17 protein-coding genes and 2 riboswitches are annotated in these 20,044 nt (G+C 54.5%); of the genes, 15 read left to right on the top strand and 2 right to left on the bottom strand.

Annotated elements, in window-relative coordinates; translation table 11 throughout:
* Positions 1–75: 75 nt before the first annotated feature.
* Positions 76–300, top strand: a riboswitch (cobalamin riboswitch).
* A 97-nt stretch (positions 301–397) separates the two neighbouring features.
* Genes ASN_RS16485 through cobJ form a run of 7 tightly spaced genes read left to right on the top strand, consistent with a single transcriptional unit; the run spans position 398 to position 8,323 of the window.
* On the top strand, positions 398–754 hold the full coding sequence (locus ASN_RS16485) for a DUF1636 family protein (RefSeq protein WP_058988855.1): 357 nt from the start codon (positions 398–400) through the stop codon (positions 752–754).
* Position 755: 1 nt separating this feature from the next.
* Entirely contained in the window at positions 756–1,838 is a 1,083-nt protein-coding gene (gene cobW, locus ASN_RS16480; RefSeq protein ID WP_082666747.1) for a cobalamin biosynthesis protein CobW, read from the top strand.
* Positions 1,839–1,843: 5 nt separating this feature from the next.
* A complete protein-coding gene (cobN, locus tag ASN_RS16475; protein ID WP_058988854.1) occupies positions 1,844–5,083 on the top strand; it encodes a cobaltochelatase subunit CobN in 3,240 nt (1,079 codons plus the stop codon).
* A complete protein-coding gene (cobG, locus tag ASN_RS16470) occupies positions 5,080–6,228 on the top strand; it encodes a precorrin-3B synthase (protein ID WP_082666746.1) in 1,149 nt (382 codons plus the stop codon). The genes cobN and cobG overlap by 4 nt, the downstream gene beginning before the upstream one ends.
* A complete protein-coding gene (locus tag ASN_RS16465; RefSeq protein WP_058988853.1) occupies positions 6,212–6,841 on the top strand; it encodes a precorrin-8X methylmutase in 630 nt (209 codons plus the stop codon). Before cobG ends, ASN_RS16465 begins: the two co-directional genes overlap by 17 nt.
* Positions 6,842–6,845: 4 nt before the next feature.
* The gene (locus ASN_RS16460) at positions 6,846–7,592 is read left to right on the top strand and encodes a precorrin-2 C(20)-methyltransferase (protein ID WP_058988852.1); all 747 of its coding nucleotides are present in this window, start codon (positions 6,846–6,848) and stop codon (positions 7,590–7,592) included.
* A complete protein-coding gene (gene cobJ / locus ASN_RS16455) occupies positions 7,589–8,323 on the top strand; it encodes a precorrin-3B C(17)-methyltransferase (protein ID WP_006557183.1) in 735 nt (244 codons plus the stop codon). The genes ASN_RS16460 and cobJ overlap by 4 nt, the downstream gene beginning before the upstream one ends.
* On the opposite strand, the gene ASN_RS16450 is transcribed toward cobJ, so the two are convergent.
* On the bottom strand, positions 8,299–9,045 hold the full coding sequence (locus ASN_RS16450) for a cobalt-precorrin-6A reductase (protein WP_058988851.1): 747 nt from the start codon (positions 9,043–9,045) through the stop codon (positions 8,299–8,301). The genes cobJ and ASN_RS16450 overlap by 25 nt on opposite strands.
* A 1-nt stretch (position 9,046) precedes the next feature.
* Here ASN_RS16450 and ASN_RS16445 point away from each other — a divergent pair, with 1 nt between their 5' ends.
* From ASN_RS16445 to cobF, 5 genes are all read left to right on the top strand, one after another.
* Positions 9,047–10,240 carry a bifunctional cobalt-precorrin-7 (C(5))-methyltransferase/cobalt-precorrin-6B (C(15))-methyltransferase gene (locus ASN_RS16445; RefSeq protein WP_058988850.1) on the top strand — a complete coding sequence of 398 codons (1,194 nt, stop codon included), beginning with the start codon at positions 9,047–9,049 and terminating at the stop codon, positions 10,238–10,240.
* Positions 10,237–10,599: a cobalamin biosynthesis protein gene (locus tag ASN_RS16440; RefSeq protein WP_006557186.1), complete on the top strand. Its 363-nt coding sequence runs from the start codon at positions 10,237–10,239 to the stop codon at positions 10,597–10,599. The genes ASN_RS16445 and ASN_RS16440 overlap by 4 nt, the downstream gene beginning before the upstream one ends.
* Positions 10,600–10,640: 41 nt before the next feature.
* On the top strand, positions 10,641–11,435 hold the full coding sequence (cobM, locus tag ASN_RS16435) for a precorrin-4 C(11)-methyltransferase (protein ID WP_058989422.1): 795 nt from the start codon (positions 10,641–10,643) through the stop codon (positions 11,433–11,435).
* Positions 11,435–12,757 (top strand): cobyrinate a,c-diamide synthase, encoded by a 1,323-nt coding sequence (locus tag ASN_RS16430; RefSeq protein ID WP_058988849.1) that lies wholly within the window; start codon positions 11,435–11,437, stop codon positions 12,755–12,757. Before cobM ends, ASN_RS16430 begins: the two co-directional genes overlap by 1 nt.
* A gap of 242 nt (positions 12,758–12,999) precedes the next feature.
* On the top strand, positions 13,000–13,758 hold the full coding sequence (cobF, locus tag ASN_RS16425) for a precorrin-6A synthase (deacetylating) (protein WP_058988848.1): 759 nt from the start codon (positions 13,000–13,002) through the stop codon (positions 13,756–13,758).
* A gap of 236 nt (positions 13,759–13,994) precedes the next feature.
* Positions 13,995–14,228: riboswitch (cobalamin riboswitch) on the top strand.
* Positions 14,229–14,357: 129 nt separating this feature from the next.
* On the opposite strand, the gene ASN_RS20010 is transcribed toward cobF, so the two are convergent.
* Positions 14,358–14,621, bottom strand: coding sequence for a hypothetical protein (locus ASN_RS20010; RefSeq protein WP_058988847.1), 264 nt, complete (start codon positions 14,619–14,621; stop codon positions 14,358–14,360).
* Positions 14,622–14,705: 84 nt separating this feature from the next.
* Between ASN_RS20010 and ASN_RS16415 the strand changes: the two genes are divergently transcribed.
* The 3 genes from ASN_RS16415 (at position 14,706) to ppk2 (ending at position 19,643) form a co-directional block, all read left to right on the top strand.
* Entirely contained in the window at positions 14,706–16,874 is a 2,169-nt protein-coding gene (locus tag ASN_RS16415) for a TonB-dependent receptor (protein WP_058988846.1), read from the top strand.
* Positions 16,875–17,150: 276 nt separating this feature from the next.
* Positions 17,151–18,617 carry a carbohydrate porin gene (locus ASN_RS16410; RefSeq protein ID WP_058988845.1) on the top strand — a complete coding sequence of 489 codons (1,467 nt, stop codon included), beginning with the start codon at positions 17,151–17,153 and terminating at the stop codon, positions 18,615–18,617.
* Positions 18,618–18,722: 105 nt separating this feature from the next.
* A complete protein-coding gene (ppk2, locus tag ASN_RS16405; protein ID WP_058988844.1) occupies positions 18,723–19,643 on the top strand; it encodes a polyphosphate kinase 2 in 921 nt (306 codons plus the stop codon).
* The last annotated feature ends 401 nt before the right edge of the window (positions 19,644–20,044 follow it).

The following is a 20,044-nucleotide window of genomic DNA, read 5'->3' as shown; positions in this document are numbered from 1 at the left end:
GCGGTGACTGGAAAACCGTATGACCGTGGATGGAGCCATGATTGCTCCATCGCTTGACATGATCGGCACTTTGCCGCAACAGCGTTGCACGTTGGTTCCGCTTCATAGATACGTCTGTAAAGCGGCTAAGAGGGAATGTGACAAGGCTCCTGATCAAAGGGAGCTACAAGCACAGCCGCCCCCGCGACCGTGACCGGAAAGATCGCTCTATGCCACTGACCAATCGTCGGGAAGGCGGGTGATCGTTGGGGAAACCCTGATTCCGCAAGCCGGGAGACCTGCCAGCAGACTATTCAACGGGCAGCCGGGGTGTGCTGCAACCGGTTGGACGTTTCTTGCTGCCCTTGACAGCTAGAGTTCCGCCCGTGGTGCCCCAGGTTGCAAGCAAGGCTGGGTCATGACCGCAAAACTCTTTGTTTGCACAACGTGCCGTGCGGGTGAGCCCGTAGTGGAAGGGCAGCCGGTGCCGGGAAGACGTCTTTATACCCTTCTTACCTCCCAAAGCCTACCCTCCGGCCTGGAAATCATTCCTGTGGAATGTCTCTCCGCCTGCAACAATGGGTGTGTGATTGCCTTAAGTGCTTCTGGCCGATGGAGCTACGTATATGGCAGGCTGACGGAACAGGATGTCCCTGACATTCTTGCCGGGGCGGAAGCCTATGCCGCTACACCTGATGGTCTGGTGCCCTGGCGGCAACGCCCACAGATATTTCGCAAACAAAGTCTTGCCCGCCTTCCTCCGCAGGAGAATTGAGATGACAGCCATGCCACACGTCGGAACAGGCCAGAGTACCCTTGAAAAAATTCCGGTAACCATCATTACCGGCTTTCTAGGCGCAGGTAAGACCACCTTGATTCGCCACCTCATGAGTCATCCTCAAGGGCGACGGTTAGCTGTTCTGGTCAATGAATTCGGGACGTTGGGGGTAGATGGAGAAATTCTCAAATCCTGCGCCGATGAAAACTGTCCTGCCGAAAATATTCTTGAACTGGCAAATGGCTGTATTTGTTGCACGGTGGCAGATGATTTTATTCCTACGGTCGAACGGCTTATGGCGCTTCCCGAACGGCCCGACCACATTCTGATAGAAACATCCGGTCTGGCACTCCCCAAACCGTTATTGAAGGCGTTTGACTGGCCTACTATCCGTTCTCGTATCACGGTAGATGGCGTTATCACGCTGGCCGATGCAGAGGCGGTAGCCGAGGGGCGTTTTGCTCCAGACACAGAGGCGGTGGATGCACAGCGGCAAGCCGACGATAGCTTGGACCATGACACACCTCTGGCTGAGGTGTTTGAAGACCAGCTTGCCTGTGCCGACCTTGTCCTCCTTACCAAGGCCGATCTGGTCGATGAGACCTGCCTTAACCGCGCACGGGATATGATCAATTCGCTTACTTCGCGTACCCTGCCCATTATTCCAATCAAGGATGGAACGATTGATCCGCAGGTTGTTCTTGGCCTCAATGCCCAGGCTGAGAACGATCTGGCTGCACGGCCATCTCACCATGATGGCGAAGACGACCACGAGCATGAAGACTTTGACAGCGTGGTGATTGATCTACCGGAAGTCACCGATCCTGCTGCCTTGGTTGACGCGGTACGCTCGCTTGCCCGCACTCAGCATATCCTGCGTGTGAAAGGCTACGTCGCCGTTGTCGGGAAGCCGATGCGGATGGTGTTGCAAGGTGTGGGAGAACGTGTGCGCACGCAGTATGATCGTCCTTGGGGTAAGGAAGCCCGGCGAACGCGCCTTGTGGTGATCGCGGAGCATGATCACGTTGATGCTGCTGCAATCCGTGCCATGCTGACAGGACAGACGCCCCGGAAGGGCTGACCCGCATGCATGTGATCTTCCGAGAAAAGCACGGTCTGGAAGAGACGGAAACGCCTGTCGATCTGGGGCAGAGTCCGGCGGATTTAGTGGTGCTCTCCTTTTCTGATAGTGATCTTGGTGCGTTTGCTGCCGGGTGGCATGCTTCCAAAGGAGGTCTCCCCTCCTTAAGGCTGGCCAATCTTGCGGCCTTACGGCATCCGCTCTCGGTAGATACCTATATTGAAAGCACTCTTGTTCAGGCCAAAGGGATCTTAATTCGCCTGATTGGCGGTGCCAGTTATTGGCAGTATGGGCTGACGCAGGTTGAACAACTGGCGCGCGAAAAAAATATTGCTCTTGCCGTGCTCGCGGCAGACGGACGGGCGGATCCAAGCCTGTCTGCCTGCTCCACTGTGTCTGAAAGCGTCCTGCATGAAGTGACAACCCTGTGTGACATAGGCGGAGCCGAGGCTGCACAGTCAGTTCTTGCTCACTTGGCTGTGGCGGCTGGCCTGAAAGCTAGGTGCGATGTCCCCCCCCGGGTCATACCTGATGCAGGTTGGTATGACCCGGATGTAGGCGTTGTCTCGTGCGTTTCGCGCAGCGCTGCCCCGTTGGCTGTGGTGACGTTTTATCGCGCTTATTTAACCGCTGCGGATACAGAGCCCGTTGACGCGCTGATCAAGGCATTGCGCGAACGGGGTTTTCACGCAATGGGGCTGTTTGCCTCTTCCCTCAAGCATCCTCAGGCGGCCCACTGGATAGACAAGACCCTCCGTGAAAACGCTGCGGCACTTATCATCAATGCGACAGCCTTTTCTGCCCGGGGCGAAGATGGACGTTCACCTCTTGATGCAACGGGATGTCTGGTTTTTCAGGTTGCGCTCTCCACGGCAAGACAACAGGATTGGGCAAGAGCCGAGCGCGGCCTTTCTCCGGCTGATCTTGCCATGCATGTTGTCCTGCCCGAAGTGGATGGGCGTATATTCGCGGGTGTCATCAGTTTTAAAGCTGTTGAAGAACAAGATTCTGACCTTCAGTTTTCCCGTGTCGTGCATCGGGCTGATGCCAACCGTATTGCGGCTGTGGCAGATCGCGTTACCGCGTGGCACAGACTCGGCTCAACGCCTCTGGCGCAGCAAACACTTGCGATTGTGCTTTCAACTTATCCCGGACGGCCGGAGCAGTTGGCTCACGCAGTAGGATTGGATGGACTGGCTTCAACAGACGCTATTCTAGTCGCTCTGCGGCAGGCAGGGTACGCCGCATCTTCAAAGATACCCCCGTTGGCTCAGGTCCTTCAGCAGACTAAGCAGACCTGGCCTCTGGAGGCCTACTACACCGCGTTGAGCGGCTTGCCGTCAGAATTGCAACGTGACCTGAAAGCCTCATGGGGAGACGCTAAAGATGATCCCCTGGTGCAGGGTGGTGCATTCCATTTTCCGGCGGTTCGTTTGGGTGCAATCTTCGTGGCCCTGCAACCGGAACGCGGGAGTTTATGCCAACGGGAAAACGACTATCACGACCTGACACGCGTCCCCCGACATTCTTACGTCGCTTTCTATTTGTGGTTAAGGGCTCAGGGTGTGCATGCGCTGGTGCATATGGGTGCACATGGCACGCTGGAATGGTTACCGGGCAAGGCTGTCGCACTCTCCAGCACCTGTTGGCCGGAAGCGCTGATCGGCTCACTTCCTGTTATCTATCCCTTCATTGTCAATGACCCGGGAGAAGCAGCGCAGGCCAAGCGACGGATTGGAGCCGTAACACTTGGCCATCTTCCTCCTCCTCAACGATCCAGTTCCCTGCCGGAGGGACTGCTACGGCTGGAACGCTTACTTGACGAATATTCCACGGCTGAAGGCCTAGACCCGGCACGTCGTGACAGGCTGATAAGCGCGATACGGGCGGAGGCGCGGGCCAGTCGAGTGGAGCAGGATCTAGGCCTTCCGGCCAACGCAGCCGCAGCAGAAGCAATCGTGCGCATTGATCGCTTTGTATGCGACATAAAGGAAAGTCAGTTTGGTGATGGCCTGCATATCTATGGCCAAGGCTTCGGCGAACGTGAAGGTCTGCTGACGGCGTTGGCGGGCCGTCAGGTTGCACCGGGCCCATCAGGATCTCCCCATCGGGGGCGGGCCGATGTTCTGCCTACTGGCCGTAACCTGTATGCAATTGACCCAAGGAGCGTGCCAAGCCGTGTTGCGCATGCGCAGGGCGTGCGTTTGGCTGAGGAATTGCTACGTCGCCATTTGCAAGATCATGGGGACTGGCCGCAAGGGCTGGTTGTTGATCTGTGGGGTTCTGCCACCATGCGCACCGCTGGTGAGGAATTTGCCATGGCGCTCCATCTGGCCGGGCTTGCCCCGCAATGGGATGCGGGTTCGGATCGTGTTGCGGGTTTTGAAATTTTGCCCCCTGCCCTTCTGGGCCGTCCACGTATTGATGTCACGCTGCGCGTGTCAGGGCTGTTCAGAGATGTCTTTCCCGGTCTGGCGCAGATGTTTGAAGTCGCGACCGCCGCATTGGCAGAACGAGACGAACCGGAGGCTGAAAATCCTTACCGGATGCGCGGCCCTCGTGTTTTTGGCCCCCGGCCGGGAAGCTACGGGCTGGCCATGGAGGGAGTGCTGGAAAACTATAGTGAGGACGGTCGCAATGCTGCGGGAGAGGCATGGCTGAGTGCCTCTGAATGGGCCATTGCAGCCAACGGAAACATATATCAGGACCGAGCCGCATTGGAAAAACGACTATCTTCAACGGATAGTGTTGTCCATGTTCAGGATCTTGCCGAAACGGACCTTCTTCTTTCATCCGACTATGCGGCCCATAAAGCTGGTCCCGCTGCTGCCATGGCCCACATAGGCAATGTAGCCCCCACTCTGTATCATATCGACGCCACACAGCCACAAACACCGCGTGCCCGCCTGCTGCGTGAAGAGATTGCCAGAGTTGTTCGAGCCCGTGCCGGTAATCCGCAGTGGGCCAATGGCATGATGCGTCATGGCTTTCGGGGGGCGGCGGAAATTGCCGCAACGCTTGATAATCTGGCTGCCTTTGCAAATTTGACCCGTGACGTGCCAGTTCACCTCTTTGATATTTATTATCAGGCCACGTTAGGCCGGGATGATCTGGTAGCGTTTATGGCGCAGGAAAATCCGGGAGCACTAACTGCTATACGCGAGCGTTTTCATGCCCTTGCTGAGGCAGGTTTGTGGAACACGCGAAGCAACATCATTGCAGCCAGCCTGCAGGGCACACCATGAGCACGCTGATCGTGAAAGGATGGTGCCCAGGGGGACTGCGCCCCATGCTGTCGGGCGATGGACTTCTCGTGCGTGTGAAGCCCCTGATCGGGCGTCTGACGCAAACGCAGGCTGCTGGTATTGCCTATCTGGCTGACCAGTGTGGCAATGGGCTTATTGATTTATCCGCTCGCGCAACACTGACTATTCGTGGTGTAACCGACCAGACTTATGATCGGCTGATAACTGGCCTAAAAGAACTCAATCTGATTGATCCCACACCCGAAGCAGAGGCGAGGCGCAATTGTATTGTGACGCCCTATTGGGAAAACGGGGACGGTACAGCAGAACTAGCCGAAGGACTGGCCAAAGCATTGCAGGGACAACAGGGGTTCCGCCTGCCCGGCAAGTTTGGATTTGCTCTTGATACGGGCCCCTTCCCTGTGCTGCGCGCCGTTTCGGCAGATATTCGGATTGAACGCGACACGAACGGCATGCTCCTTTGTCGTCCCGATGGAGCAGATACCGGAGCGCATGTCACGCCGGATAGTTTGGTCCAAACAGCTATTTCCCTCGCTGAATGGTTTGTGACCACGGGCGGGCGCACTCGCATGGCCGCACATCTAGCCGACGGCGCTGTCCTACCCTCTGCCTTTACGGTTATGAAAGAGGCTTCGCATAGAAAAATACCTCAGCCGGTTCCTCATGTTTCTTCTGCCGGTGTGCTGGTTGGTTTCGCGTTTGGGCAGCTACAAGCAGTCACACTTGGAGCGCTTGCCACACACTCTCCTTTGCGTCTCACTCCGTGGCGTATGTTGCTGCTGGAGGGGCAGACACAAGCACCGGCCTTGAATGATATCATTACCAGCCAAAATGATCCGTTGCTGCGTGTGGCCGCCTGCACAGGTGCCCCCGGTTGTTCTCAGGCCTTGCTGCCTACGCGTCACTTGGCCCATGCTTTGGCCCCTTACGTGCCGCAGGGGCAGAGCCTGCATATCTCTGGCTGCTCAAAAGGGTGTGCCCATCCGAATGCAGCGTCTGTGACACTTGTCGCTCAGGAACGTGGTTTTGCTCTTGTCCGAAACGGGAATGCCTGCGCTGCATCCTATGAACGTACGTTCTCTCCTGCAATGCTATTAGAAGACCCTGATGCCCTATTCCTATGAAACCAATGGTTCGGTTATTTACCGTCACTCCTTCGCTATCATTCGTAAGGAAGCCAATCTGGCGCGGTTCAGCCCAGAAGAAGAACGGGTTGCTGTAAGAATGATTCATGCGGCTGGAATGGTTGGTCTTGAGGAGTATCTGGTTTTTTCGCCCAAGATGGCCGTCACCGCACGCGCTGCACTTGAAGCAGGAGCCCCTGTTCTGTGTGATGCCCGTATGGTTAGCGAAGGTATCACCCGCGCCCGTCTCCCGGCGGATAATGCCGTTCTCTGCACATTGCATGATCCCTCCATTCCTGCTCTTGCCTCACAAATGAATAATACGCGTTCGGCGGCAGCACTGGAGCTGTGGCGCCCTCATCTGGCGGGAGCGGTGGTGGCGATAGGGAATGCCCCTACCGCCCTCTTTCATTTGCTCAATATGCTGGAAGATCCCTCCTGCCCGCGTCCTGCGGCCATTATTGGTTGCCCGGTGGGTTTTGTTGGAGCGGCGGAATCAAAGGAGGCTCTTGCTACAACGCCTGATCTATCTTTTTTGACCGTGCGTGGACGGCTGGGTGGATCGGCAATGACCGTGGCGGCAGTCAACGCCTTGGCCAGTCGAGCGGAATAAGCAGATGGCTGGTAAAATTATCTGTGCAGGCTTGGGGCCCGGAGCACCAGACCTGCTAAGTGTAAGAGCTGATCGTGTGATCCGTTCTGCCCGACATATCGCATATTTTCATAAGGCGGGTCACAGGGGACAGGCGCGGCAGATTGTTGACGGCATGCTGATGCCAGACGCGATGGAATATCCGATGGAATATCCCGTCACGACTGAACTTCCGGTGGCCAGCGTAGCGTATCGTCATGCGCTGGCAGAGTTTTATGACAGGTGGGCTGACAGGCTGGCTGATCTGGGATGTAAGCATGAAGTGGTGATTCTGTGCGAAGGAGACCCGTTTTTTTATGGCTCCTTCATGCATCTGCATATTCGTTTGCAAGACCGTGCCGCGATTGAGGTCATCCCCGGTATTACCGGCATGACAGGCTGCTGGAACGCCATTGGCACTCCCATGACATGGGGGGATGACGTCCTGACAGTGTTGACCGGCACAATGCTGGAGCGGGATCTGGTAGAACACATGCAGACTGCCGATGCGCTGGTGGTCATGAAAACGGGTAGAAATCTTCCCAAGATCTGTCGTGCGCTGATGCAGGCCGGCCGTCTGCATGACGCTTGGCTGGTTGAACGTGGCACCATGCCGAACCAGAAGATTATCCGTCTGGCAGACGCAGATCCTAACAATTGCCCTTATTTTGCAACGGTGCTGGTGCATGGACAGGGGCGCAGGCCTGACTTTGAAAAAAAGGCCGCGCAATGACAGGAACCTTGATTGTTGCCGGGCTCGGGCCCGGCGATGAAGCGCTCATAACGCCAGAAGTGACCGTTGCCCTTGCTGAAGCGACGGATGTGGTGGGCTATATTCCCTATGTAGCGCGCATTGCTGAACGTGAGGGGCTGACGCTGCACGCTACGGACAACCGCGTTGAACTGGAGCGCGCTACGCACGCACTGGAAATGGCCGCTTCAGGTCGTAAAGTTGTGGTTGTGTCGTCAGGTGATCCCGGCGTTTTCGCCATGGCTGCCGCAGTATTCGAAGCCATGGAACGTGCCCCACATCTGTCTAAGGTAGACGTTCGTATTTTACCGGGTATCACCGCGATGTTGGCGGCCGCCGCCAAGATAGGCGCACCGCTTGGTCATGATTTTTGTGCCATAAATCTTTCGGATAATCTCAAGCCTTGGGCCATTGTTGAGCGAAGGCTCCGTCTTGCAGCACAAGCAGATTTTGCAATGGCGTTTTATAATCCGCGCTCTGCAAGCCGTCCGCATCAATTCACGCAAACGCTTGATATTCTAAGGGAAGAGTGCGGGCCGGAACGGATTATTCTGTTTGCGCGTGCTGTCACCACTCCTCAGGAACAGATCAGGGCAACAACACTGGGAGAAGCGCGTCCTGAAATGGCCGACATGCGTACGGTGGTTCTGCTAGGGAATGCCTCAACACGGTCTATCGGGCGGTATGTTTATACACCAAGGCATGCAGGATGACCCAGCCACTTCATAACGTCCTCTGGCGTGCGGGCAATGACACGCGGCGGCATAACAGGCCGATCGATCAGAATGACGGGCAAACCCAATGCCCGCGCCGCGTCAAGCTTGGCACGGGCGCCCATGCCGCCAGCATTTTTTGCAACAACATGGGTTATGCAATGGTGTTGCATAAGAGCCGTGTCGCCTTCCTCCGTAAACGGGCCACGCGCAATAACGACATTCGCATTGGCCAACGGCAGCGGAGCCTCTGGGGAGTCAACCAGACGCAGCAGATATTCATGCTGTGGGCGCGTAGCAAACACACGGATCAACTGTTTACCGATAGCCAGAAAGACCTTGGCGGGCATAACGGGCAAGGCTGCAACAGCATTGACCACGTCTGGCACCGTAAGCCAGTTATCTCCCTGCTTCGGTATCCAGGGGGCGCGCTCAAACGCAAGCAGAGGAACGTCAACTTTAGCACAGGCAGTAATTGCGTGTTTGCTCATCTGGGCAGCAAAAGGATGGGTCGCGTCAATTACACGAGTTATGCCTGTGTCGCGCAGATAAGCCGCCAACCCTTCCGGGCCGCCAAACCCACCAACGCGCACAGGCAGAGGTTGCTGACGTGGGGCAGCGGTTCTGCCGGCGTAGGAAAATATGGCATCCACGCCGGCCTGCGCCAGAAGACGCGCCATCAGACTGGCTTCTGTGGTGCCGCCCAGCAAAAGAACGCGCATTATGGCTAACTCCCCGGCTGCCCCTTGGCTTATCATCATCGGTCTTGGTGAAGACGGAATGGCAGGTTTACCCGCAGCGCGCCAGACTGAACTAGCCAACGCTGAGCTGATTTTTGGTGGCCCCCGTCATCTGGCATTGATTAATGCGGGCGACCGTGGCTGCCCATGGCCGGTCCCATTTTCCATTGATCCCGTTCTGGCTGCCCGTGGTCGGAAGGTCGTTGTGCTGGCATCAGGAGACCCCTTCTGGTTTGGTGCTGGCACCCGTCTTGCAGCTAACCTCTCACCAGAAGAATGGATTGCGCATCCGGCTCCCTCCACTTTCTCTCTTGCGGCGAGCAGGCTGGGGTGGGCGCTGGAGCATGTGGCGTGCATAGCCCTGCATGCGGCACCATTTGAACGGTTAAAGCCCGTTCTACATTCCAAAGGGCGTATCATCTGCTTGATACGAGATGGCTCTGCTGTTGGTTCCTTGGCCAAATGGCTTACGGAACAGGGCTTTGGGTCCTCAACGCTCCACATAATGGAGGCACTGGGCGGACCGCAGGAACGTATTCGCACTGTGATATGTCAGCAGTTTGCTTATACTGATGTAAGAGCTCCCGTTGCTGTCGCGCTTACTTTGTGTGGTCCTGCGGGACTAAGTCGTGCGTCCGGCCTGCCAGACAATACGTTTCTCCATGATGGACAGATTACGAAACGGCCTATCCGCGCTCTCACCCTTTCCACGCTAGCTCCCCGACCGGGAGATCTGTTGTGGGATATCGGTGCAGGGTCCGGATCAATCTCTCTGGAATGGTGCCTGGCGAGTGGACAAGCTATTGCTGTAGAACCGCGAGCAGATCGTGCAGCAAATATTCGCGCGTCAGCCAGTGCCTTAGGTCTAGAGCCGGTCATTCAGGTGGTGGAAGGTCGGGCACCGCAGATACTTCACGATCTACCGACACCCGATGCCGTATTTATTGGCGGTGGTGCCAGCTCTGCAATGCTGGAGTATGTGTGGGAAAATGTTCCTTCGGGCACGCGCATTGTAGCCAATGGCGTGACGCTGGAGACAGAAGCGCTCCTGGCCACATGGTATGGGCACAAGGGGGGAGATCTTTTGCGGATAGAATTGGCAAATGCTGCCCCTTTAGGGACTATGCAGGGCTGGATTCCGGCGCGTCCCATCGTGCAATGGAACATCGTAAGATGAAAGTTGCTGGTTTTGGTTTTCGGGAGGCAGCTACCCTCACCTCGCTCAGGAACGCATTGGATGCAGCACGCGGCCACGAAAGCGTTGGGGCTGTGGCCACGCTTGCGCACAAGGCATGCACGCCAGTGTTTATCGCGCTGGCTGAAGAACTGGGCGTGCCTGTTCGTGCAATCGCAATGGAAACGCTGGCAGGCATCAGCACGCCTACCCGCTCAGAGCGAATCATGCTGCGTTTTGGAACTGGTTGTATTGCAGAAGCTACGGCATTGGCTGGTGCCGGGTTTGGGGCGCGTCTGATGGTGCGTCGTACTGTTTCAACCGATGGCATGACAACCGCGGCTATTGCGGAATTAGCATGATCAAGTATGGCCGGAAATCTGACTCAGAAGGACACCATGGCATGACTGTTCACTTCATTGGTGCCGGACCAGGAGCCCCAGACCTGATTACCCTGCGTGGACGCGATCTGATAGCAGCCAGTCCAGTCTGCCTTTATGCCGGGTCTCTGGTGCCGGAGGCTCTGCTTGACTATTGCCCTCCGGGGGCGCGGATCATCAACACGGCTCCTCTTTCTCTGGACGAGATCATTGCGGAAATTGAAACGGCATATGCAGCCGGCCAAGACGTTGCTCGGCTGCATTCTGGTGACCTCTCCGTATGGTCGGCTATGGGAGAACAATTACGCCGCTTACGCGCCTTAGGAATTCCTTATGATGTAACGCCCGGTGTTCCTTCCTTCGCTGCTGCCGCTGCTGCGTTGGGAACCGAACTGACTTTGCCGGGCGTTGTTCAGTCGGTCGTGCTGACACGTACGTCTGGGCGCGCAACATCCATGCCACCAGCCGAGAACTTGGCAGCCTTCGCAGCGACCGGGGCAACGCTTGCCATTCACCTGTCCATCCATGTGCTGGACCGCGTCGTGGCGGAACTGACGCCTCATTATGGAAGCGATTGTCCGGTTGCCATTGTCTGGCGTGCCAGTTGGCCGGATGAGCGTATTGTTCGTGCTACCTTGGAAACACTTGGTGGTGCACTGGCAAATGAGCTGGCAAGTGAACTTGAACGGACGGCCCTTATTTTGGTTGGTAGATCACTGGGGGCTACGGATTTTGAGACAAGTCGCCTCTATGCTGCGGATTATGACCGCCGTTTCCGTCCTCTCGGCACTACTCCACGCTTTCCAGAGACAACGTGATGCCTGATCGCCCGAACTGTCCTGGTCTGATTATTTCAGCTCCCGCTTCCGGCGCGGGCAAGACCATGGTGACTCTGGGTATTATCGCTGCGTTGAAGGCTCGTGGGCTTGATATTCAGCCGTTCAAGAATGGGCCGGATTATATAGACCCCGCTTTTCACAAGGCCGCGTCTGGTCGCGTTTCCTTCAACCTTGACAGTTGGGCCATGTCTGCGGAGCGGCTTTCTGGCCTGATCGGGGATCTGGCCGATGCTGACCTGATGATCGCGGAAGGCTCAATGGGCCTGTTTGACGGTGTGGCAGAAGCGGGCGAAGCCGGGAATGGTGCCAGTGCAGATTTGGCAGCATTCACTGGGTGGCCGGTTCTGCTCGTGTTGGATGTTTCCGGGCAGGCGCAGTCTGCCGCAGCTATCGCCCATGGCTTCGCAACGTTCTCTCCAGATGTCAGACTGGGCGGGGTTATTCTCAATCGGGTAGCCAGCCTACGGCATGAAGCTTTGATCCGTATTGGCATGGAAACGGCAGGGCTCCCTGTAGTGGGTGCTCTCCCTAGGCACGGAGCTGTGACGTTACCCGAACGGCATCTCGGTCTGGTGCAGGCTGAAGAACAACCTCACCTCGCCTCACTGTTGGACGAACTGGGCCAGTTCATTGCCGCGCATGTGGATATGGACCTTATTCTGGCCATGGCTGGCAATACTCATCAGCTTAGCGCCACGTCCGTCAGCATATCTCCTCCGGGTCAGCGTATTGCTCTGGCAAGGGATGCGGCCTTTTCATTTATTTATCCTCATCTTCTTGAAGGGTGGCGCGCTGCTGGGGCCGAAATTGTACCGTTCTCTCCCCTTGCTGACGAAGCACCAGATCCAGCTGCAGATGTCTGCTGGCTTCCCGGTGGTTATCCGGAACTGCATGCGGGCACTCTGGCAACAGCAACTCATTTCCACCAAAAATTGCGAGAATTTGCGCTCACCCGGCCTGTTCATGGGGAGTGTGGCGGCTACATGGTCATGGGAACAAGCTTGATTGATGCGCAAGGAGTAAGCCACCGCATGACTGGGCTGCTTGGTCTGGAAACATCTTTCGCCAAGCGCCGTATGCATCTGGGTTACAGGCTGGTCACCCTTACTGCCCCCATTCCCGGCTACAATGCGGGGCAGCGTTTGCGTGGGCATGAATTCCATTATGCCAGCATTACAAATCAACCTGATAACACGCTGGCTCTGGCAGTCGATGCGAATGGTAACGCCGTGCCAGAGGCGGGTTCACGCCGAGGTCTGGCAACTGGCACGTTTTTCCATCTGATTGCCCCAGCAACATGATCCGCATTACCTGTTCCCGGCGGAGGGCTCCAGCTGGATGACTGCAGCACACCGTCTCTCTGCCGTATTCCCCAAGCCTTACTTACTGAACAGTTCCTTCCAAAGGCTATCTAAAGGAGCGTTTGGCATGCGCGCCGTAAATACATGCTTGCGCCGGCAAATACGTATTTTCGGGAAAACAATCATGCCTTCGACAGCATCCTTTATGGAACATCTACTGACCCTCCTGAGGAAAATCGTTCATGCTTGATCTGGTTCTTGTTGGTATAGGAACGGGAAATCCTGACCACTTGACCTTGCAGGCGGTACGCGAACTCAATGCGGCCGATCTCATTCTTATTCCCCGCAAAGGTCCGAACAAGGCGGATCTGGCCGATCTGCGACATACAATTTGTGAGCAGGCTCTGACCAATTCGGCCTGCCGTATCGTAGAGTTCGAGATGCCGCGTCGTGATGTTGCTGATCCGAATTATCGTCATGGCGTGCTGCAATGGCATGATGCGATTGCCCGCGTATGGCAGGAAACCATAGAGGTTAATTTACCCCAAGGCGGTACAGTCGCTTTGCTGGTATGGGGAGACCCTTCTCTTTATGACAGTACCCTGCGCATTGCCTCCAGGCTTCAGCCCGCTCCAAGAATACGCAGCATTCCGGGAATCATGTCTCTTAATATGCTGGCTGCAGCCCATACGATCGCCCTTAATGATATAGGCGCACCGTTTACTGTCACAACCGGGCGTCAGTTACGCGATCATGGCTGGCCTGAAGGAAGCAATACGCTCATTGTCATGCTGGATGGAGAGTGTTCTTTCCAGCATATCCCCTCACAAGATGTCATTATCTATTGGGGTGCGTATGTTGGTATGCCAGAACAGATTTTGCTTTCTGGCGCTTTGTCGGAAATTGGACCGGAGATCATTACCACTCGTGCTCAGGCACGTGCGCACCATGGCTGGATCATGGATATCTATCTTCTTCGCCGTAAAATCCCAGAACAATAAAAGCCCTTCATCAGTTACGAAAAACGGTATGGTTGATGTAGTTGGCGTCATTATTGGCATGATGGGGTAGAAACGATCATAGAGCTTGAGTAACCGCCCCTACTGCCTGACCGTATAGGGGGAACTGACAACATCTGTCTGACACGTTCTGGTACAAGCCGACAATCTCAAATACGGGCGGAATATCCTTGTTTCCGTGCGTGTCTGTATTGAAATCATCGTAATTCCACGCTTATAAAGGGCGCATAGTCGATGGTTCCGTGCAAACGGATGAAAAGGGAATGCTGTATGCTTCGGCTGGACATGATGTCCGGAAGTCAGTCAGCAACTGCCCCCGCAACTGTTGGCGGTGAGAGTCTGTTTGTTATGTTTCCTTGCAGAAACAGGTCACTGGTTCGTTTGGACTGGGAAGGCTAAGCAGAACTCCGTGATCCGCGAGTCAGGAGACCTGCCATCGTCGTGATAAGCCCGGATACCGGTCGGGGATGGCCGTTTTCCAGAAAGACAAACGATGGAAACCTTAACTCCGTTCATTCTTTTGCCGCACACACACAGATATTTCCATATCCAGATGCGCCAGAGCACCGCATTGCGCTGATTCACATCAGCGTTTTCTCTTCCCCATTTTTATAATGGCTAATGGCCCGCTCTTCTGCGTCTGCTCTTTCCTGCGCGTTTGGTCTTCTATTCGCTGGCTCTGCTATCGAAAATCTGTGTTGGCCTTCTTCTTGGGTCAAATTGATCAGAAACGTTCCATCATACACGCATGATACGTACTTACGCTTTGGAAGACCGTCAGGCCTCTGCCGTGCCGCAGGACCATCATGACCGTTTGTCTTCATCTCCCATTTTTCTTTGTTCATACAAATTGTACCGTCCGTTACAAGTTATCTTTCTTTCCCACAGTCATTTTCTTTGCTGGTCTTACTCCATTCTTCGGGCACGCATTGGCAGCGGGGTTATCACCGTCGGTAGAGCCAAAGAAAAGAGCTGAACAGGTTGCCCCCGCCACAAAAAAAGACCGTCCTAACCCAACAGGCGCGCCCCACCGTCCGTCTACTGCACAGGATGTCAGGAAGGTCACCTCCACAGACGGCGCCTCTGAAACAATTCAGGTAACGGCCTCCCGGCATGATCTGTTGGGGCGGGCTGGCACGGCGAGTGAAGGCTCCCTGACTGCACGCGAAATCCAACTTCGGCCTGTGTATCGTGTCGGTCAAATTCTGGAAGCCGTTCCCGGACTGGTGGTGACCTCCCATTCCGGTGAAGGAAAGGCGAACCAGTTCCTGTTACGGGGCTTTAATCTGGATCATGGTACAGACCTCGCAACATTTGTTGATGACATGCCAGTTAACGGTGTCAGCAATGCTCATGGTCAAGGTTATACAGATCTCAATTTTCTTATCCCAGAGGTGCTGGCAGGCGTCGATTATACAAAAGGGCCATTTCACGCCGATATTGGAGATTTTGGGGTTGCTGGCTCCGATCATATGAAACTGGCGGATGACATTCCCCGGCAGATCAGTCTGAGCGCGGGAACTCTGGGTGATTATCGTGCCTATATCGGTGGTACAACCCATTTTTCCAATACCGGCCGGTGGGTCAATGCCTTCACCCTTTCCCATTCTGATGGTCCATGGAGGTATCCAGATAATGCCCGCAGCATGCGTGCTCTTTCACGGTATACCTACGGAAGCACCAAGAATGGTTTTGATCTTACCGCCATGTTCTACCGCGGCCAATGGCGAGCAACCAATGATCAGCCACTTGATGCATATCGGGAAGGATTGATTGGGCGCTATGGCTCTTTAGACCCCACGGATGGAGGTTTTTCCGAGCGTTATAGCCTTTCTGCTCATTATCATCTTGCACGGGATAACTGGAAATGGGTGACCAGCGCTTTTGCTGTGCATGATCGGCTGACATTGTGGAACAATTTTACCCATTATCTGGATGATCCAGTCAATGGAGATCAGCAACAGCAAGATGAAACACGTACAACTGTTGGGGGGAGCAGCGTCTATTCCCGTCAGGATCACGTCGGCCTGATCCAAACAGAAACACGGGTAGGTGTGCAGGGGCGATATGATTTTCTGTATGTGGATCGTCGTCACACACACCAGCGCATTACGTTGCCAAACTGCCCATCTAGTCTTGAGGCCACAGTTCCCTATCTGTGTAACGCGGACACCATTAATCTCGGTGCGGTGGGACTGTTTGTGCAAAACACCACGCACTGGCTGCCGTGGCTGCGAACAGTGGTGGGTCTTCGGGAAGACTATCAGGGAGGCACGGATAACAACCTTGTCGATAATAGTCTGACCCGAAAACACCAGTGGCTGTTTCAGCCCAAAGGTAGCCTTGTCTTTGGGCCTTGGAAAAAAACAGAATTCTACCTGAGCGGAGGACGTGGGTTTCACTCCAACGATTTCCGGTCTGTTTCAGGCTCTTATGCGTCGGACGAATTTACAAAAGGATCAGTCCACGTTCCCCTCATGACATCTGCCGTTAGTGGAGAAGTGGGTGTACGCACCACGCCTTTTTCTCATCTGCATGTTCAGGCTGCGGCCTTTATGATCGATTTTGATTCTGAGCTGAGCTACGATGGTGATGCCGGTGTCACCTCTCCCGGCCCTGCCAGCCGCCGACAAGGTGTGGAATTTTCCGCTCAGTACAACCCGTTCACCTGGCTTGAATTCAATACCGATCTGTCATTTGCCAAAGCGCGCTATCGCGCAAAAAATCTTTCCAGTTACGGTATTGATGGCACCTATGTCACCAATGCACCCAGTTTTGTGTGGTCATTTGGGGTCATGGTGGACCGCGGTCCCTGGTATGGGGGCTTACAGGTGCGGTGGCTCGGTGGCTATCCCTTGGTGGAGGACAATAGTTTACCGTCCAAAGGATATCAGGAGGTGAATATGACGCTTGGCTATCGTTTCAATAAAACCATCAAGCTGGAAGCCAGCGTGTTCAATGTTTTCAATACACGCGCTTACGCCGCGCAATATGCGTATGATTATCGTCTTACACCAACAGCAGCCATACAATCAGGTGCAACTGGCCATCCGCTTGAACCAATTTCTGCGCGTTTGGCGGTTACGGCAGATTTCTGAGCCTACGTTTTCCTGACTTCTTTCCAGCAACAAGGGAAGTTTCATGATAGTTTAATATGACATAGCTCTTTGTTTGTTCAAGATTTCCTCTCCCCAACTAATGGTAGGCGGGATGATGGTAGGGAAGGAAGCAGAGGCAGGGATGCATAGGCACGATATGCAATCATCATTCATGGATGGTGCCCTGCCCGGTTTAGACTTTCTCCCCACTTCCTGCCATTCTTCCCTCGTGCATGATATTGGTTGCTGTGTATTTCATTAGGAGGTTCTGAACACGTGGGGTCATTTTGTATCCGGGCCACACGTCATGCCGTTCTAGCTCTTGTTCTCGCGGCCAGTATGAACAAGGCTGATGTGGTGTCTGCCGCAGATATACCCCTTACCACTGATATTCTGCCATCCGGTGTGCCTCTTCCAACGCCCGCCCCGGGCTTTGTACAGCCTCCGGAAGATTCAAACACAGAACTGCTCGGAAATGCTGGCGGCGCTCGAGACTGGCTTACCCGGCAAGGGGTAAGAGTAACCATCCAGGATGTTGAGGAATTATGGGGGCTTGCTGGCGGAGGTCTTCATCCCGGACCAACATATGATGGGATGACCGCCGTTGCCGTTTCTCTGAGTACTCAACAGGCCTTCGGGTGGCAGGGAGGCCTTCTGAACGTCAGTGCATTGCAGATCCGGGGGCGATCACTCACCAATGAACGTCTCGGTGCACTCAATGCTGTCAGTGGTTACGATGTCGGGCGTTCCACCCGCCTTTTTGAACTCTGGTATGGGCAAGGTTTTTTCAACAACCGGCTGGATATCCGGGTGGGTACTATTGATCTGGATACCGAATTTCTGGTCAGCCAGAACGCGTCCTTCTTCCTGAACTCAAGCTTCGGGTGGCCTCTTTCAACATCAAGCAATCTCTATTCCGGGGGGCCTTCCTGGCCTTTCTCTGCTGTGGGCGCTCGGGTCAAGTGGACCCCTGCCCCTCCTCTGGTTCTGATGGGCGCGATTACCAATGATAATCCTACCCGTGGGCCTTTCTATAGCAACGTCAATCCCACAACGCGGGATCCAACGGGAACATTATTTTCTACAAGTGGCGGAACGCTTTTTATGGGCGAGGCCCAGCTTTGGATGGATATGGCCCGAAGACTGGCAGGAAAAGACGCCCCAGCCCTGCCCGGAACCTGGAAGATAGGCGGGCTGTATGACACCGGCCGCTTTCCTGATCAGCGATATGACAATCAAGGTAATCTGTTGGCGAGCGCCATCAGCACCGGTATTCCGCGTTATCATCATGGGAACTGGATGGCATATGCCCTCCTTGACCAGATGATCTGGCGTAAAACAAAAGAGTCCGGCAAGACAATCAATCTGTTTGTCAGAACCATTGTGAGTAACGGTCAAAGAAACCGCTTTTCGGTTGAAATACAGAGTGGCCTGACTTTTGATGAACTTCTTCCTGGGCGGCCTGATGATACAATTGGTCTTGCCTGGGGAACCAGCCTTTACGGGCATCAGGCCATTCGGAGTGCACATGATGCAGTCCGTCTGGGGACGAGTGTACCCTATCAGTTAAGACCAGAGCACCATATTGAACTGACATATCAGGCAGCGGTTACCCCCTATCTGATCCTTCAGCCCGATTTTCAATATTTTCTGAATGTTGGCGGTGTCAGTCGTGACCCTGACACAGGGCGTGCTATTCGTAATGGTGTCGTCACCGGATTGAATATGACCACAACTTTTTGAAATATATGGACGAAATGAAGTTTCATAGAAGTTTCAAGCTTCTATCATTTCCCACCTGATAAGATGCCATATCAAAGCCACGAGAGTGTTGGTGAAGGGTAAGCAATGTCTGACGATCAGGATTTAAATCTCGCATCTGCAACCGAATGTGAGCGGGAAAAAATTCGACGCGAAATCATAGATGATCTGGATGAGGAGTTTGAACTTTCTCTGGAAGAGGAAGTCGTTGGCGGCGCCACCAGCGCTGCTGACCGAGCCTTTCGCCGTACCTACTTTCGTGAACTGATCCGCCTTCAGGGCGAACTGGTCAAACTTCAGGACTGGGTGAAAGCTACAGGCCATCGTCTGGTTGTCATTTTTGAAGGACGAGACGCTGCAGGTAAAGGCGGCGCTATCAAACGCATTACCCAGCGCCTTAACCCGCGTATCTGCCGCGTCGCGGCCCTACCCGCTCCTAATGACCGTGAACGGACCCAGTGGTATTTTCAGCGCTATGTGTCCCACCTGCCTGCGGCTGGTGAGATGGTTCTGTTCGACCGGAGTTGGTACAACCGTGCTGGTGTTGAGCGCGTTATGGGTTTTTGCTCGGATGACCAGTATGAAGAGTTTTTCCGGTCTGTACCGGAATTCGAGCGTATGCTGGTTCGCAGCGGCATTCAGATCGTAAAATATTGGTTTTCCATCACTGATGATGAACAGGAAACCCGGTTCCAGGCCCGAATTGAAGATCCATTGAAGCAATGGAAATTGTCACCCATGGATCTGGAGAGCCGCCGGAGGTGGGAAAACTACACCCTTGCAAAAGAAACCATGCTTGAGCGTTCCAGCATACCGGAGGCTCCTTGGTGGGTTGTGCAGGCGGTGGACAAGAAGCGGGCTCGCCTGAACTGCATTTCTCACCTTTTGTCTTTGGTGCCGTATGAAGCTGTTCAGCACCCAGACGTTGTGCTTCCTCCCCGTGTTCATCATCCCGACTACGAGCGGCAACCCACGCCAGATTCCATGATTGTTCCAGAACTTTACTAAATCAATGCAAATACTGTCGGCCAGAAAAATGCTTTGCGGCAGAAAGTAATCCATTCTGGCCGACAGACATTCACCAGTAAAATGTAGATGATGGATACCTCCCCCTCCCTTCTTGGGGGGAGGTATCCATCACTTTTCTTTCAATTTCTTTCAAAAGTCATACCTATCAAATTCTGTCTGCCATTATGCGTCCTTTAATATCGACGGCAGAGGTACCAGCCTATCATCTCCTGTGCATTATGTAGGTAACTATGGTCGTAGTAGGCAGCGCACGCTCAAGAGCGTCTATACGCGAGTTGATCGCTTTCAGTGGGTCATGACATTAAGCCATACGCGTCTAATAAACAGCCATTTCTCCCATTTTATCAGATAGTTGGAAATAACATGTGAGATGTGGAGAG

This window comes from Acetobacter senegalensis (assembly GCF_001499615.1).
Taxonomy (GTDB): domain Bacteria; phylum Pseudomonadota; class Alphaproteobacteria; order Acetobacterales; family Acetobacteraceae; genus Acetobacter; species Acetobacter senegalensis.
Note: the sequence above shows the minus strand (reverse complement) of the source record. Positions and strands in the feature narration are given on the sequence as shown.